Annotated in this window: 13 protein-coding genes and 1 pseudogene; 6 read left to right on the top strand and 8 right to left on the bottom strand. The window is 29.7% G+C overall.

Annotation, left to right across the window (positions count from 1 at the left end; genetic code table 11):
- Window positions 1-18: 18 nt before the first annotated feature.
- The 5 genes from pcrA to CLFE_RS06980 form a co-directional block, all read right to left on the bottom strand.
- Complete coding sequence (gene pcrA / locus CLFE_RS07000; RefSeq protein ID WP_077895275.1) at window positions 19-2289, bottom strand: DNA helicase PcrA; 2271 nt, start codon at window positions 2287-2289, stop codon at window positions 19-21.
- 289 nt (window positions 2290-2578) lie between these two features.
- Window positions 2579-2875: a YerC/YecD family TrpR-related protein gene (locus tag CLFE_RS06995; RefSeq protein WP_077834130.1), complete on the bottom strand. Its 297-nt coding sequence runs from the start codon at window positions 2873-2875 to the stop codon at window positions 2579-2581.
- A 316-nt stretch (window positions 2876-3191) separates the two neighbouring features.
- Window positions 3192-3914, bottom strand: coding sequence for a pseudouridine synthase (locus CLFE_RS06990; protein ID WP_077895276.1), 723 nt, complete (start codon window positions 3912-3914; stop codon window positions 3192-3194).
- A 73-nt stretch (window positions 3915-3987) separates the two neighbouring features.
- The gene (locus CLFE_RS06985) at window positions 3988-4707 is read right to left on the bottom strand and encodes a lytic transglycosylase domain-containing protein (RefSeq protein ID WP_077852254.1); all 720 of its coding nucleotides are present in this window, start codon (window positions 4705-4707) and stop codon (window positions 3988-3990) included.
- 61 nt (window positions 4708-4768) lie between these two features.
- Entirely contained in the window at window positions 4769-6769 is a 2001-nt protein-coding gene (locus CLFE_RS06980) for a triple tyrosine motif-containing protein (RefSeq protein WP_077895277.1), read from the bottom strand.
- A gap of 218 nt (window positions 6770-6987) precedes the next feature.
- On the opposite strand from CLFE_RS06980, the gene pulA reads away from it, so the two are divergent.
- Window positions 6988-9144 carry a type I pullulanase gene (gene pulA / locus CLFE_RS06975; protein WP_077895278.1) on the top strand — a complete coding sequence of 719 codons (2157 nt, stop codon included), beginning with the start codon at window positions 6988-6990 and terminating at the stop codon, window positions 9142-9144.
- 27 nt (window positions 9145-9171) lie between these two features.
- Here the strand turns inward: pulA and CLFE_RS06970 are convergent, their stop codons facing one another.
- Entirely contained in the window at window positions 9172-10524 is a 1353-nt protein-coding gene (locus tag CLFE_RS06970) for a glucose-6-phosphate isomerase (RefSeq protein WP_077895279.1), read from the bottom strand.
- A gap of 366 nt (window positions 10525-10890) precedes the next feature.
- Here CLFE_RS06970 and CLFE_RS06965 point away from each other — a divergent pair, with 366 nt between their 5' ends.
- From CLFE_RS06965 to CLFE_RS06950, 4 genes are all read left to right on the top strand, one after another.
- A complete protein-coding gene (locus CLFE_RS06965) occupies window positions 10891-11169 on the top strand; it encodes an STAS-like domain-containing protein (RefSeq protein WP_077895280.1) in 279 nt (92 codons plus the stop codon).
- Window positions 11170-11333: 164 nt separating this feature from the next.
- Complete coding sequence (locus CLFE_RS06960) at window positions 11334-11543, top strand: hypothetical protein (protein ID WP_077834137.1); 210 nt, start codon at window positions 11334-11336, stop codon at window positions 11541-11543.
- 24 nt (window positions 11544-11567) lie between these two features.
- Entirely contained in the window at window positions 11568-11849 is a 282-nt protein-coding gene (locus CLFE_RS06955; protein WP_077834138.1) for a spore coat protein, read from the top strand.
- 394 nt (window positions 11850-12243) lie between these two features.
- On the top strand, window positions 12244-13449 hold the full coding sequence (locus CLFE_RS06950) for an IS256 family transposase (RefSeq protein WP_169851002.1): 1206 nt from the start codon (window positions 12244-12246) through the stop codon (window positions 13447-13449).
- A gap of 151 nt (window positions 13450-13600) precedes the next feature.
- On the opposite strand, the pseudogene CLFE_RS06945 reads toward CLFE_RS06950, so the two are convergent.
- Window positions 13601-14146 (bottom strand): annotated as a pseudogene (locus tag CLFE_RS06945) (endonuclease V); the annotation flags it as partial.
- A gap of 440 nt (window positions 14147-14586) precedes the next feature.
- Between CLFE_RS06945 and CLFE_RS06940 the strand changes: the two are divergent.
- A complete protein-coding gene (locus CLFE_RS06940; RefSeq protein ID WP_077895475.1) occupies window positions 14587-15576 on the top strand; it encodes a sugar kinase in 990 nt (329 codons plus the stop codon).
- 41 nt (window positions 15577-15617) lie between these two features.
- On the opposite strand, the gene CLFE_RS06935 is transcribed toward CLFE_RS06940, so the two are convergent.
- Window positions 15618-17891 carry a glycoside hydrolase family 65 protein gene (locus CLFE_RS06935; protein WP_077895476.1) on the bottom strand — a complete coding sequence of 758 codons (2274 nt, stop codon included), beginning with the start codon at window positions 17889-17891 and terminating at the stop codon, window positions 15618-15620.
- Between the last annotated feature and the right edge of the window lie 101 nt (window positions 17892-17992).

Below are 17992 nucleotides of genomic sequence, written 5' to 3'. Positions count from 1 at the left end.
CTAAATTTTATACGTTAGCTATAGAAGCTGAAGCGGTGCCATATCAAGTCTCAAATTTTTAATTCCCATATTTTCAAAAGCTATTGTTAAATTCATATGTCCACCTGTTTTACTTGTGGTTATTATTGTACCCTTACCAAATTTCATATGAACTACCTTTGCTCCCTTTACCGCCTCTTCTTCACTTAAAGTTCTAATTTCTTTTTTCGCTGCCTGCACTGTTTTTTTAATCACACCATTTGCATTAAAACCGTTTTTTGACATAAAGTTAGAAAAAGCGGAATTTTTAGGTGGTATATCACTATTTATAGTAGTAAATAATCCCGTAGTATCCTTTTTCCTCCTACTATCTCCCTCTAGACTTACATATTCTTTTAAATTTTCGTCTATTTCATTTATAAAATCAGATTCTTCAAATGCCTGAGTTCTTCCAAATACCCTTCTAAGCTTAGCTGAAGTCATATACAGTTTTTCTTTTGCACGAGTTATTCCAACATAAGCAAGTCTTCTTGACTCTTCCATTTCATACTCGTTATTAAAGGAAGACATTCCTGGGAATATACCATTTTCCATACCTGCCATAAAAACAACAGGAAACTCTAATCCCTTGGCACTGTGAACTGTCATCATTACTACTGTATCAGCATCTTCATTGTAGTTATCAACATCTGCTACAAGTGCTGTTTTTTCCAAAAAGGCTGCTAAACTCTTATCATCAGAATTTTCTTCAAAATCAACTGCGGCATTTACTAATTCTTCTATATTTTCTATTCTAGCCTTATCTTGAATATCTTCTGATGCCTTTAGTTCACTTAAATATCCTGTTTGTTCTAATATTTCTTTTATTAAAATCGATACACTTATCTCATCTTTTCTTCTTATAAAACTTGTTATAATTCCTGTAAATTCTTTAATTGAAGAAAGCGCTCTTTTAGGTATACCAGGCACATTATCTACATCTAAAAGCACATCATATAAAGACTCTTCAACCTCATCTGAAAATTGCTGTAATTTTCCTACAGTTGTCTGTCCTATACTTCTTTTAGGTACATTTATTATTCTTTTAAGACTAACATTATCAAGTGGATTTCCTATAAGCTTAAGATATGCCATTAAATCCTTTATTTCTTTTCTATCATAAAACTTAAGTCCACCAATAATTCTATACGGTATGTTCCTTTTTATAAAAATATCTTCGAAAACACGTGATTGAGCATTTGTCCTATATAATATTGCAAAATCCTTAAATTCACGCTTCTTTTCTTTTATTTCACTATTTATTTTAAACGCTGCGAAATTAGCCTCATCAAGATCAGTTTCTCCTCTGTATACATTGATTTTTGCTCCGTCCTCACTTCTTGTCCTAAGGCTTTTCAAATGTTCATGTGGATTGTTCTTTATAACTACATTGGCTGCTTTAAGTATATTACCCTTTGATCTGTAGTTTTCCTCAAGCTTTATTATTACAGCATCCTTATAATCTTTCTCAAAATTGAGTATATTTCTTATATCTGCACCTCTCCAACCATATATACACTGATCATCGTCTCCAACAACACATAAATTTTTATTTGCCATGGCTAACAGTCTTGCAAATTCATATTGAGATTTATTGGTGTCTTGATACTCATCTATCATTATGTACTTAAATTTCCTCTGATAAAAAGCCAAAACATCTGGTGCTTTATTAAATAACTCTACTGTTTTGAATATAAGGTCATCAAAATCAAGAGCATTATTTTCTTTAAGTTTTTTCTGGTAAAGAAGATACACATCTGCTATTTTATTAAGCTTAAAATTATTTGAATTCTGGTTCTTATATTGGTTTGCAGATATAAGCCTGTCTTTAGCAGCTCCTATTTTAGATATTATTTCTTTTTCCGTTATATCTTTTTCATTTATTCCAATTTGTTTTATACATTCTCTCATTAGAACCTTTTGATCATCACTATCGTATATAGTAAAATTTTTAGTATATCCAATCTTATCAATTTCTCTTCTAAGTATCCTTACACAACAAGAGTGAAAAGTAGATATCCACATGTTATCAATCTCATTTCCACCAATAAGCGCTTTAACTCTGTCTTTCATTTCTTTAGCTGCCTTATTTGTAAATGTTATAGCTAAAATTTGAGATGGATAAATTTGAAGATCTTTAACCATATGCGCTATCCTGTATGTAAGTACTCTAGTCTTTCCACTTCCTGCTCCTGCTAGTATTAAAATAGGTCCATCCACCTTTGTAGCAGCTTTATATTGTTCTTCATTAAGCAGTTTCTTTAAATCCATAAATTATTCCACTCCTCAATACTTAATATTCTATATTATAACATCTAAAAAACTATTTAATCAGTATAAATTAAAAATCAGTATAAGTTATAGAGAAACCAAAGCAAAACTTAAATTACAACTAAAAAGCAAAAAGCTTTTACCAATTTTACAGTTATAACCTAATATGTGAATCGGCTTTTCCTTGTATAGGCCTCCTAATAGTATTATTAATACTTACTTCTAAATTTATGTACCAATAATAATAAAAAACCTATAATCCCTTATACTGATTCTTCTAACAAATAATCTATTTTTTTAATCTTTTTAAAACTATATTATATCCATCGCTTCCATAATTAATGCACCTATTTACTCTACTTATAGTTGCAGTACTAGCTCCTGTTTCAGCTGAAATATCTGAATATGTATGTTTTTCTTTAAGCATCTTAGCTACTTGAAGCCTTTGTTCTATAGTTTTAATTTCGTTTATGGTAAAAATATCATCAAAAAACCTATAGCACTCTTCTCTATTTTCTAATGTTAATATAGCGTCACATAAAAAATCTAGAGTTTCGCTTTCTAATTTTGATTTAAACTCAGACATGCCACACACCTCTTTCAAAACTATAGCATAATTTTATCATTATTCCTTCAAAAATACCATAAAAGTTTTATGAATGTTTTACTTTATGTTAATAGAACGCAAAATAAAAGACAGCCCTTGGGGCTGGGCTGTCATAATAAATAAAAAGGGGGCTATTCATTCTTTTTATTTATCTTACATACCTATTATAGTAAACAGTTTTAAAAAAATCAATAGACTTTGAAAACTTTATTATAAATAAATAATTAACGAATTGGCCTTAAATTTCAAAGTATGACTTAGTAACCATAAATTACAATGTATATCTTATTATTTTTTACATTTTTATTTTTTCTCTTATAATTTTCATCTCTTCCTCTGTAAGCTCTCTGTATTCCCCTTCTTTAAGCTTTTCATCTAAATCAATTCCAGCAAAGCTTATTCTCTTTAAGTATATTACCTTTTTACCCCTAGCTTCAAACATTCTTTTTACTTGATGATACTTTCCTTCTCTTACAATAACCTCTACCTCATATTCTTTATCCGAGTTTAAAACCTTTAAATCAGCACTCATACATTTATAACCATCATCAAGAACTATTCCTTCTTTAAAAGCTTCAACATCTTCATCTGTCACTTTTTCATTTATTTTTGCATAATAAATCTTATCCACATGCCATTTAGGTGATATTAGTCTGTGATTAAAATCTCCATCATTTGTAAGAAAAAGAAGTCCTACCGTATCCTTATCAAGTCTTCCTATAGGAAATGGCTCAAACATTTGATCCTCTACATTTAAGAGATCTATTACTGTCTTATCATAATTATCAAAAGTAGCTGATATAACTCCAGCGGGTTTATTTAGCATTAAATATATGTACTTTTTATAAAAAACTTCTTCTCCATTTATTACTATTTTTGTTTTCTCTGGATCTACTTGTTTATTATTATCCTTTATAACAACCCCATCTACCTTAACTCTTCCATCCTTTATTATCTTCTTTACATCTTTTCTTGAACCGTAACCCATGTTTGATATGATTTTATCTAATCTTTCCATTATATTTTCCTTTCAATAATTAAATATAAAATTCCCATAGAAAAGTATACCAATGTTTTCTATGGGAACATTCTTATGAATTATAGTAACCTAAAACCTTAGAGACATAATTTCTAGTTTCACTTGGAAGGCCACTTATATTTCCTTTGCTATTTTGAACTGCTCCAGGACCAGCATTATAGGCAGCAACTGCAAGCTTCATATCAGAGAATTTATTTAAAAGCTGCTTAAGATACTTAGTTCCACCATCCACATTCTGCTGAATATCGTAAGCATTATTTACTCCAAGTTCTCTTGCAGTACCCGGCATAAGCTGCATTAATCCCTGTGCACCTACTCCCGAGGTAGCATTAGGATTAAAACTAGATTCTTGCTGTATTACTGACATTATAAGCTTTTTATCTACACCATACTTCTTTGATGCCGCATCTACCGCTTGATCTATAGTAACACTTCCCGAACTAGTGGCATTCTTAACATAATTTGCAGAATTTTGCACATCTTCTTTTTTTATGTTATTCATATTATAGCCCTTATTATATCCAAGCTTGCTCAAATCATTACTTCCACCAAACATATTGTCTAGACTACTAAAATCATATGTGCCATCAGATTTTTCCATAGAATTAATGAGACTTTCCATCATAAACTCGAAAGCGTTAGCACCTGTAGAACTACTTGAACTATCACCTTCTTTGGCACTTTTTGATACACTACTAAACATTTGATTTAGAAGCTGAAGTTCCAATAATCTCTGAGCATTTTGGACATTAGAATCATTGTTTACTGACACAATATCACCTCTCACATAATTTTTAACCTTTAATAATTATCGTAATAATCAATACCATACTTTAAACCTTTAATTTTATTATATCATAATCTTCATAAGAAGAAATACTAAATTGACTTTTGCAAAGCACTAAAACTTTGTAAATTCCCTCATTAAATATCATAAATGAATAAAAATTCTTCCTACTATATTTTTGCATCAATTTCCATTCTCCATTTTCCATTAAATAAAATTCATATAATATATCCTTACCCCCGTTACATTCTACATTGAAAGTAACAGTTTCATTGATTTTAGCCTTCTTGTTATCACATGATATTTTTGTATCTGTTATGGGGAGCACATCATGTACAAGTATACTTACTATTTTCTTCGAATCACATACATCATCGCTTTTTACATTCTTTGCAAACACAGTAATTTCATATTTTCCAGCACACTTTGGAACAAAACTATACTTATCAGAGGCTATGTACCCTGTATCCTGAACAGTTCTACCCTCCATTTTAAGTATATATCTAAGAATCATATTTCTAGTATTTTTCAATATAGTATTAGTTTCTATTTCATTTCCAACCATATAGTAATTATTGTTATTTATAAGCACGTATTCTATTTTAGCAGGCATATAATCAAAAACATTTATGTATACTTCATCATGTGCATCATATTCTTTTTCCGAATATTTGTCTTTAACATATGCATTTATTTTGTAAACACCTGGTATATTAAATTTAAATCTTATAGTACTAAGATTCCCATATGTTATTTTCTGAATTTTAATTCCGTTTTTCTCCACATCAAAGCCATATCTTAAATCCAACCCACCTTCTGCAGCTATTTTAATTTTTATAGTTTCTCCCTTAATAATGTCCTTATCTTTATCTATTATTACATTTTTCATTTTTACAGCCGGTCTTTTTATTTTATCTATTATAAAGTTTATTGTTCTAGTATCCTCATATTTTTCTTTTGAAGACTCATCCCTTACCATAAGTGTAATGGTATACTCCCCTGGTATCTTCTCATTCCATAGATAGCTATCTTCATATATATATCCACTATCTTCCTTTTTACTTCCTTCTATAATATATCTATATACGAGCTTTCTTCCTCCATTAGCTAAAGCCTTAAGTTGTATATTAGTATTTGCAAGCTGTGGAGAACTTAAATCTGTAGTAAAGCTTTTTATTTGTACTTCTTTGTATTTTTTGACACTATAATTTATCACTGCCCTATCATCAAATTTATTTTGAGAGTACATATCCTTAACAAAACATAATATCTTAAAATCACCATAGCCTTTTTCAACATAACTTAATATTTTTCTGGTGGAATAATCTTGAACACACTCAGAATTACCATTAGAGTCTATTTTTTCGAACTTGTATAAGATCATTCTATTATCTTCATGCACTGCGTCAACCTCAAAAACAATTTCCGATTCACAATAAAGTTCATCATTTAAACATTTAAAATCCCTTATCTGAACTTTTTTTATAGCCTTAACTTCATATTCAACTTCTTTTTTAGAATCAAATTCATTAAGCGAGTTGACCCTTTTGCACTCTCCAACAAGGGTATACTTTCCAGAATCCGTAACTGTCCAAGATATATCACTTTTACAACTATAATCTCTCAGAATATTTGTTTCCAAACCATTTTTTATATAATATCTATAAAGTACATTTTCTGAAACCACACTATCTAGCTTAGCGTTTATTTTTTCACCTATCACAAGACTTTTTTTATCTATAATAAGAGCCTTTATAAGATTTTTATCTACATCTCCTATAACAAAATCTTCTCTAAGAACAAATTCAAAAGCTCCTAAATTATCCTTAGCAATTTGAACCATAATAGTATAAATACCCTCTTCCTTAGGTTGCCATAAAACCTCCCTATCGGAAGAAAAATCCTTAATTATTGACCATTTCCCATGAAACCCTTCAATAAACTTATATACAAATTTACTTTTTTCATTTCCTTTTATACATATATTTATCTTCTGATCCTTTTTTTGTGGGCTTTCTTTATCAAATTCAATATAAAAATCGCTCATAAAATCATCCCCTGAATATTTAATGTAAGCACACTCAGACCTTAAAGTGTTTTATCTATATTATACTACTTTTCCAAAAAATGTTATATGAATATTTACTTTTTATTTTGTTTTTTTTATTATATAATATATATCATCTATGCAATTTCTAAATTTTCATTAAATTTAAAATACTCATATAATTTAATAACTATAAAACTTATTTTGTGGAGGAAATCATGTTTATATACAATGCTTCTATTGTTCATTTTAATAAAATAGAATTTAGAATTGATGATTTTTATAGTTTTCTTTTATCAAAAATTTATGTTAGAAATGATGATGGGGAGGTTAGAATTAAGGAATATAGCTATTCAGATGATACAGTATGGCTCACCATTGATGATATTGATATTAAGAAAAATTATTACGTTTCCTATGATGACGCTACTTTAAAGTGCAGCTTTTACAAACTATTCTCAACCAAAGAATTTAACGACATTTATGCATATAACGGAAAACTAGGAATATCATACACAAAAGATAAAACTACCTTCAAAGTATGGTCTCCTTGCGCATCTAAAATGGATTTATTACTATACCTACCAAATACAAATTCAGAGAAACCCGATGAAATTATACCAATGAAAGAAGAAAATGGACTATGGACTTTAATCTTAAACGGAGATTTTAAGGGCTTTTGTTATAATTATAGAGTCACAAGATATAACGAAACATTAGAAGTAGTTGATCCTTATGCAAAGGCTGTTGGTGTAAATGGATTACGAGGAGCTATACTAGACCTTAACAGCACAAACCCTCCTAATTGGAAAAAAGATTCCAAACCAAAAAACATTAAACATTTTACTGATGCTGTAATATACGAACTTAGTATTAATGATATTTCATTAAATCCAAATAGTGGAATTCTTAACAAAGGAAAGTTTATCGGCTTAACAGAAGAAAACGCTGTGACTAAAAATAATTTCCCTACAGGAATAAAATATTTAAAGGAACTAGGTATAACTCACGTTCAAATTATGCCAATATATGATTTTTCTTACGAAAGCGTAGATGAAGCTAACCCAACTACCTATAATTGGGGATATGATCCTCAAAATTACAATGTACCAGAAGGTCTTTATTCCACAAATCCATATGACCCAAAAACCAGAATATACGAGTTAAAATCTCTTATAAAAGAATTACATGAAAATGGAATATGTGTAAATCTAGATGTGGTATTTAATCATTTATGGAATGCAAAAGAAAATAATTTCGAAAAACTTTTTCCTGAATACTATTTAAGACGTAATGATGATAATTCCTTTTCAAATGGAACAGGCTGTGGTAACGATACTGCATCTGAGCATTACATGTTTAGAAAATTTATATTAGACTCAGTTAAATATTGGGCACACGAATATCATATAGATGGCTTCAGATTTGATCTTATGGGTATTCACGATATCGATACCATGAATAAATTACGTGAAGAACTTGATGATATAGACAAAAATATAATGATGTACGGTGAAGGATGGGATTTGTCTACTAATTTGCCAAGTTCTAAAAAGGCAACTATTGCAAATTGTTCTAAAATGCCTAATGTAGCTTTCTTTAATGATGTTATACGTGATGCCTTAAAAGGTAATGTATTTTCATCAACAGATATTGGTTTTATTAGTGGAAAGCCAGAACTAGAAAATAGAATCTTATTCACTTCCCTAGCTTGTTCATTTGATTTAGACGAATACAGAAAGATTTTTCTATCACCTTTACAGTCAGTAAACTATGTAACTTGTCATGATAATAGTACGCTATATGATAGATTACTTGCTTCAAAACCCTCTGATGATGAAACTACACGTATAAGCAGAATAAAATTAGCACTGGGCATACTATTAACCTCTCAGGGTATCCCCTTCCTTCACTGCGGTGTAGAATTTGCCAGGACTAAATTTGGAGTTGAGAACAGTTATAACTCTCCTAAAGAAATAAATTGGATAGATTGGGAGCTTAGGGATAAAAATATATCTCTTGTAAATTATGTTAAGAATCTTATAGACTTTAGAAAAAAGCACTCAGCTTTTAGATTTACATCTTCAGAAAGTTTCAAAAAACATTTACAACCATTATCACTTCCTAAAAATGCTGTTGGATATATTCTTAAAAACAATGCAAATAATGATGTCTTTAAAGATATAATGATAATCTACAACGCAAATAACTCAAATATAACCGTTCCTTTAAGCGGAACCTGGAATTTATGTATTGATAAGAATAATGCTGGAAATGAAAAAATCAAAGAAGTAAGTGATTCCTATGTTTGTGAGCCTTTAAGTGTAAATGTTCTTTATAAAAACAATGAAGATATTTTCTTCTATATAATATAAAAAAAGGAGCTTTTAGCTCCTTTTTTATTACTTCAATTTGTTTTTTAATTCTTCAGCCATATCTTCATATCCTGGTTTTCCCAAAAGAGCAAACATATTTTTCTTGTATGCTTCAACTCCTGGTTGGTTAAATGGATTAACTCCTAATAAGTATCCGCTTATGCTACATGCCTTCTCAAAAAAATAAACCATATATCCAAAATAGTAAGCTGAAAGTTCAGGAATATTTACCACCATAACAGGAACTCCACCATCATGATGTGCTAATACAGTTCCTAAAAATGCTTGTTTATTAACAAAATCCATAGTCTTTCCAGCTACAAAGTTTAATCCATCAAGATCATCAGCATCTTTTTCTATTATAACTTCTTTCTTAGGATTTACTACATTAATAAATGTTTCTATTAATTGCCTTCTTCCCTCTTGGATATATTGTCCCATTGAATGTAAGTCTGTTGAAAAATCTCCTGCTGCTGGGAATAATCCTTTACCATCTTTTCCTTCACTTTCTCCAAATAGCTGCTTCCACCATTCACCAAAATAATGAAGAGAAGGTTCAAAGTTAACTACCATCTCAATAGACTTACCTTTGTTATAAAGTGCACTTCTAGCTGCTGCATACTGATAAGCTTCATTTTTCTCAAGATCAGGTTCTGAGTATACTTCTCTAGCTTTAGCTGCACCTTTCATCATTTCATCTATATCTATTCCAGCAACAGCTATAGGTAAAAGTCCAACAGCTGTTAATACTGAATATCTTCCACCAACATCATCAGGTACTACAAAAGTTTCATAACCTTCATTATCTGATAAAGTTTTTAGTGCTCCTTTTTTAGCATCTGTTGTTGCAAATATTCTATTTTTAGCTTCTTCTTTTCCATATTTCTTTTCTAATAATTCTTTAAATATTCTAAAAGCAATTGCAGGTTCAGTTGTTGTTCCTGACTTTGATATTACATTAACAGATACATCTTTTCCTTCTATAGCTTCAAGTAAATCGGCCATATAAGTTGAACTTATGTTGTTACCGCAGAATAATATCTCAGGACTTTTTCTTACATCTTTAGAAACACTAGAACTAAATGAATGCGAAAGCATCTCTACAGCTGCTCTTGCCCCTAAGTATGATCCGCCAATTCCTATTACTATAAATACATCTGTATTATTTTTTATTTTTTGAGCTGCTTTTTTTATTCTTTCAAATTCATCTTTATCATAATCTACAGGTAAATCTACCCAACCTAAAAAGTCATTACCTGCACCTGTTTTATTATGTACCATTTGATGCGCTGCTTCTACTGCTGGTTTCAAATTTTTCAATTCTTCATCTTGAAGGTATGGTTTTGTATTTTTTAATTCTAAATTAAAACACTCTGACATAAGTTATAATCCTCCATATTTTTTATTGATATAGGTTCTCTATTTTTATACTTTTTATACATATGTTAAATTATAAACACTTAAAAATTACCTTTAACTTTATAGATATCCTATATTTATTTCCTATAGCAATTTTAGACTATATAATGAAATAAATCAAGCTATTACTACCAATTTAAAGCAACTTAGTTTCCTTTTTAAAGCAACTTAGTTTCCTTAATAATCTATAAAACATGCTTTGACCTCAGTTTGTACATAAATTTTTTTGTTATTTCTTTGTTAAAAGTTTGACAAGTACAAAAAACTGTTATATAATAGACACATAAGATAAATGATAAATAGTTTCTATAAAGGAGGGTCTTATTTATGGAAAAAACAATAAATGTTAAAAATATGTTAGGTGATAAATTCTCTTGTCAGGATGCAGTTGTGCTAAGATACCACATTCTAAAGAACAAAGGTGAAAATGTAACTTTAGATTTTGCAGGTTTAGGCAATGTTCCCACAACATTCTTTTACAACTTATTTTCAGAACTGTTATATAGCAACGACAGAAATTATATATCAGATCACATCAAAGTTAAAAATTTGGCAAATATGAATGATTACAATAGAGTAATAAAAGGCACTACTGTTTCTTCTTAATTTCCTTTCCTTGCTGTCTTACTTATAAGGCGGCTTTTTTATTTTTTGTTTTTTTGAATACATAATTTAATTTACAAATGTTAATAATAACTCTCGTAGTACAAACAGAGGTTATGTTTTAAAAAATCTAAGCATAATCAAATTCAAAACTAGGAGGGTTAAACATGTTGAATACTCAAAGCAAACAAATTGAAAGCAACAATCTCAAAGTAATAAAAGACAATATAGCTGCTGAGGCCCTTATGAACAAAAAATGCAATCAATATTCTAGTATGTGCACTGATCCTCAATTAAAAGCTGTATTCGATGCAGGATGCCAAGTTCATAAACAAAATTTTAATTCTTTAAAATCTTATCTTGACTCACACCAATAATTATTAAAAAGGAGGCAGCTTATTATGAATAGTACAATGAATATGATGACTGAAAAGGATTTAACAGAGGATCTTTTATCTTCTGAAAAACATTTAATATCTTCTTATAGTACAGGGATCACTGAATCCTCTTGTCAAAATTTAAGAAATGTTTTAGTAAATAACTTAAAGTCTAGCGAAGATGAACAATACAAAATTTTCGATGCTATGAAACAAAAAGGTTGGTATCCTACAAAAGATGCTCAAGACAGCGAAGTTCAACAAGTAAAAACTGACGCTACTAATCTATCAAGAGATATAAGATAAGATATGGTAAAGCAGCATTAATTCTCGAATTAATGCTGCTTTTATTATTTTTTTAAATAAAAAATGCAGTCAGTAAGGGGGAACAAACTGACTGCCTATATTAATAATTTGTTTTATTGATTACTATGATTATATATTAACTTATTAATGTTACAACTATGTTACAATAATAAATACAATATATTAATTATTTATATAAGGTTCTCATTTTATGTGTTTCTATATCGGCCAATCTTGTTGGAATTGGAATGTGGCTTTCCTTGTTTAAAAGCTTATTTATGAGCATGTGAAGAAAAGTCTGTAAATAAAAATAATAAGGCTTTCTATGGTAAAATAAAATCATAGGAGGCCTTTTATTATGGCAAGAAAAAAAGATATTTATAAGGTAAAACCAATGAATGAAGGAAAAAGAAATATTATATCAGCTCTTATAGACGAGTATGATATTCAGTCAGCTGAGGATATTCAGGAAGCTTTAAAAGATCTATTAGGTGGAACTATTCAATCTATGCTTGAAGGTGAAATGGACGAGCATTTAGGCTATGAACCATATGAACGAGCCGAAACTACAAACTCAAGAAATGGGAAAAAACAAAAAAGAATTCGAAGCAAATATGGTGAGATGAATATAGATGTACCACAGGATAGAGAAAGTTCTTTTGAACCTAAAATAGTACAAAAACACCAGAAAGATATTTCTGGTATAGAAGAAAAAATTATTTCTATGTATGCTAAAGGATTAAGTACCAGACAAATTTCAGAACAAATTGAAGATATATATGGGTTTGAAGTTAGTGAAGGAATGGTTTCAAATATAACCAATAAACTTCTTCCTGAAATAGAAGCATGGCAACATAGACCTTTATCTACAGTATATCCAATTGTTTTCATTGATGCAGTTCATTTTTCCGTAAGGGAAAATAACGTTATACGTAAGCTTGCAGCTTACATTATTCTTGGTATAAATAATGAAGGCAGAAAAGAAGTACTTTCTATAAATATTGGAGAAAATGAAAGCAGTAAATATTGGCTTAGTGCTCTCAATGAATTAAAAAATAGAGGTGTTCAAGATATCCTTATCCTTTGTGCAGATGGTCTTACAGGGATAAAGGAATCTATATCAGTAGCTTTTCCAAATACTGAATATCAACGTTGTATAGTTCATCAAGTAAGAAATACATTAAAGTATGTTTCTGATAAAGATAAAAAAGAATTTGCAAAAGATTTAAAAACTATATATCATGCACCTTCTGAGGAAATTGCATATAAGCAATTAGAAGAAATCACTGGAAAATGGGAAAAACATTATCCTAACTCAATGAAAAGCTGGAAATCAAATTGGGATGCTATTAGCCCTATTTTTAAGTTCTCTGCTGATGTAAGAAAAGTTATTTATACTACAAATGCAATCGAAAGTCTCAACAGCACATATCGTAGATTAAATAGACAAAGAACTGTATTTCCAAGCGATACATCACTTTTAAAAGCTTTATACCTTGCTACTTTTGAAGCTACAAAAAAATGGCGTTTGCCACTAAGAAATTGGGGTAAAGTGTACGGTGAATTATCCATTATGTATGAAGGACGACTTACTGAATAAAAAGCTTAATATGCCAAAAACGCCTGTTTTTAAAGGCGTTCTTGACATACATATTTTTAGAATGTATATTTAAAACAAGATAGAAAGTCACTTTTGACAATCTTGTCTTTTAAAACTTACCATAGAAAGTTATTTTACAGAAAGAATTTTACACTCTCTTATTTATAATTTTTGTTGAAGTTTCTAAATCTATATAATTTCCAACTGATATAAAAATAGGTTTTACATTTTTGTGTGTTCTTAATACTCGTCCATAAACTTCCTTATCAATTACTATATCTGTGTATGCTCCCTCACTATTTTCAGGCTCTACAAAATCAGTATCTGCAATTTTATAATAACTTTTTGCAACACCTATAGTTGGTTTATTTAAATATATTCCTGCATGAGTAGCTATACCCATATGTCGAGGATGTAGATAGCCATTTCCATCAAATACATATAAATCAGGATCTAAATTTAACTTTTTGACTGCTTCTAAAACTAGTGACAATTCTCTAAATGCAAGACAGCCTGGTATATATGGAAATTTAATTTCACCAACATATTCAACTTTTTCAACAACTTCTTTTGTATTGTAATCAATAACTACAATGCAGCAAACAGCATATTCTACGTCCTCCTTTTTCCAATAGGCTAAGTCAACACCAGCCACTTTTTTTATTTTCTCAATTTTTAGCTTCTTATCAATTTCTATAAATTCATTAAGTTTAAGCTGAACTTCGGCAGCCTCTTTTTCAGTTTTTATATTTTTAAAATCATAACTATTTATTATATCTTCTTTATTCAAGTTTTCTTTCCTCTTTTCCCTTAATTCTTTACTTATTAATAACATTCTACAAAACATAAGCCTTATTCAAACTTTCTATTATAATACTATAGTATTTGGCAAAAATCTATTATAACATTTCTCTTATTAATTTATACATATGTAAATCGGTTAACAAAAACATTGAATTTTGTATTCATTTAATATATAATCAAACTACAATGTGGAGCCTTTTACATCTTATTACATAGGGTAAAAATATTTTATATATAATGTAATAGTATTTTCGCATTATATATACTAAAAAGTAAGTGATTTTATCTCACCTATTTTTTAGTATAATCTAAAGTATTAGAGGAGTGAATAAAATGAGCAAAATAGTAACATTAGGAGAAATAATGCTTAGACTTTCACCAGAAGGCTATGATAGATTTTCTCAAGCAAAACAATTCAATGCATTTTATGGTGGAAGTGAAGCAAACGTAGCAGTTTCACTTGCTAACTTCGGAAAAGAAGTTAGCTATGTAACTAAGCTTCCAGATAACGCTATAGCACAATGTGCAATAAATGAATTAAGAAAATATGGTGTTCTTACAAACGATATCGTACGTGGAGGAGAAAGAATAGGTCTTTATTTCTGTGAAAACGGCGAATCACAAAGACCTGCAAAACTTGTTTATGATAGAAAAGATTCCGCAATCGCTAAAGCTAAAAGAGAAGACTTTGATTGGGATAAAATTTTCGAAGGAGCAGAATGGTTCCATTTCTCAGGAATAACTCCAGCTCTTTCAGAAGAATGCGCAAAAATCACATTAGATGCTGTAAAGTCTGCTAAGAAAAAAGGATTAACAGTAAGTATAGACTTAAACTATAGAGAAAATTTATGGGATGCACCTACTTTTAGTAAGGCAATAAGAGAGCTTTTACAATATTGCGATGTAGCTCTTGGAAGTATGGAAGAAGCCGAAATGGCTATTGGTGAAGGAATCGGTGAAGATTGTAACACTGTACTTAAAAAGTTTGTAGAAAAATTCGGCCTTAAATATGCTACAATTATATTACGAAACCGATTTACAGCAGAAGACGTAGATTGGACAGCTGTACTTTATGACGGAAAAGATTTTTACAATGCTAAAAAATATGATATACATGTTGTAGATAACATCGGCGGAGGAGATGCTTTTGCTGCATCACTTATATACGCTATAACATCTAAGCTTTCAAATCAAGAAATAATAGAATTTGCAACAGCTGGTTCATGCTTAAAATATAGTATGAATGGTGACGTTAACCTTTCAACTGTAGAGGAAGTTGAAACTCTTATGAATGGTGACGGTTCAGGAAAAGTAAGCAGATAATTTGAAAATGAGTGCATAAAGGTGCACTCATTTTTTATACATTATCTATCTACTGAAATATTTTTTCCTCCATCTACTTTATACTCGTTTCCTACAATAATTAATTCCAACTCTTTATCACTTTCATTTTCTACTTCTATAACATTTTCACTTACCCTCACCATCAGCATCACTTCTCTAAACACTATTCTAAAAGAAAATTCTTTCCACTTTGATGGTAATATTGGACTTAAAGAAATCATATTATTCTCCACCTTAAAGCCACCAAAACCCTCTACTACAGACATCCAAGTTCCAGCCATACTCGTAATATGACACCCATCCTCTGTATCATTATTATAGTTATCTAAATCCAATCTAGCCGTTCTAAGAAAAAGCTCATACGCTTTATCTGGTCTCTTTAATTTACAAGCTAAAATAGAGTGTACACATGGTGATAAAGAAGATTCATGTACTGTCTTTGGCTCATAAAAATCAAAATTTCTTCTTATGGTATCTTCATCATATAGATGCTGAAAAAAATACATTCCCTGAAGTACATCTGCTTGCTTTATAAAACAGGATCTTAAAATCCTATCCCAGGACCAATTTTGATTAATTGGACGTTCTTCTTTAGGAATATCTTCTACTGTAAGCTGCTCTTTATCCATATATCCTTCCTGCTGAAGAAATATATCTAACTTATCATTTTTAGGATAATACATATTAGCTATAATATCCTTCCACTTTGAAATTTCCTCTTCTGCAACTTTTAACTTTATATTTTCTTTAAATTCTTCTAGAACTTTAACTGTATATTCTAATGTCCAAACTGCAATTCTATTTGTATACCAATTATTATTAACATTATTTTCATACTCATTAGGACCTGTAACACCTAAAATAACATATTGATTTTTTTCCTCTGAAAAACTTACTCTTTCTTCCCAAAATCTAGATATTTCAACTAAAACTTCAATACCATATTTAAATAAATATTCAGTATCACCTGTATAATTAGTATACCTGTATATGGCATACGCTATAGCTCCATTTCTGTGTATTTCTTCAAAGGTAATTTCCCATTCATTATGACATTCTTCCCCATTCATAGTTACCATGGGATACAGTGCACCTTTTTTAAAGCCTAGTTTTTTAGCATTTTCTTTTGCACGTCCAAGCTGATTATGCCTATATAATAATAGATTTCTTGCAACACTCATATCTTCAGTTGCCAAATAGAACGGAAGGCAATATGCTTCTGTATCCCAATAAGTACTACCTCCATACTTTTCACCTGTAAATCCCTTTGGTCCAATGTTAAGTCTAGAATCTTCACCTGTATAAGTTTGATTTAGTTGAAATATATTATATCTTATAGCTTGCTGGGCTTCTTCATCTCCTTCTATTACTATATCACTTTTTTCCCACTTATCCTTTAAAGCTTCTCTCTGCTCATATATAAGTTTATCAAATCCTTTTTTTAATGCCCTATCTAATATTTCATTTCCTTTATCTATAAGGTCAGTAACCAAAAAATCCCTAGAAGTTACATTTGAGACATATTTAAATATTTCCACTTCTTCCGCTCTTTTAACTTTTAATTTAATTTTACTTCCTACAAATTTATTTTTTTCAATATTTTCATATTCAACATTACATTTCTCACCATTTTTAAACACATCATACTTCATGGAGGAACAAAGATAAAAATCTAATTTTTTAGTTTTTATTACAAGCTGTGCTCTATCATCCTCTATCTTTTTAGAAACCTCATCCCAAAATTTTTCTCCATAATTAGCATCTTTATTTTTTATATCACCATCAAGATATGGTAAAAAACAGACTTCACAATCAGAATCAAGAGGGGTTATTGAATACCTTAATACTCCTATCTCTTTATCTTTTACACTTACAAACCTCTTAGACTTAATTTGTATCCTTTTACCCTTGTATTTTAATACTACTTCTCTTAAGAGATATCCCTCTTTCATATTTAAAACTCTCTTAAATTCTTCAATCTCACCTTTAGCTATATCCAGATTTTCGCCATTAACTTCCACCTTTATACCAATCCAATTTGTAGAATTAATCACCTTTGCAAAATATTCAGGATAACCATTTTTCCACCAACCTACTCTTGTCTTATCAGGATAATAAATACCAGCCATATAGCTTCCTTGAAGGCTTTCTCCCGTATAATCTTCTTCAAAATTTCCTCTTTGCCCCATATATCCATTGCCAATACTAAAAATACTCTCACAAAACTCATTGTCCTCATCTTTAAAATAATTTTGCACAATATTCCATGAATCTAAATCAAAATATCTTTTCAAATAAATCACCTACTTAATTTCTTTAAAAAACATAAAATTTTAGTTAACTAAAACCACTAAAGCTATATAAAATATAGTCTCTCCTTGTTTCCTTATATTAA

This window comes from Clostridium felsineum DSM 794, from assembly GCF_002006355.2.
GTDB classification, from domain to species: Bacteria; Bacillota; Clostridia; order Clostridiales; family Clostridiaceae; genus Clostridium_S; species Clostridium_S felsineum.
This window is presented reverse-complemented; position numbering and strand designations above follow the sequence as displayed.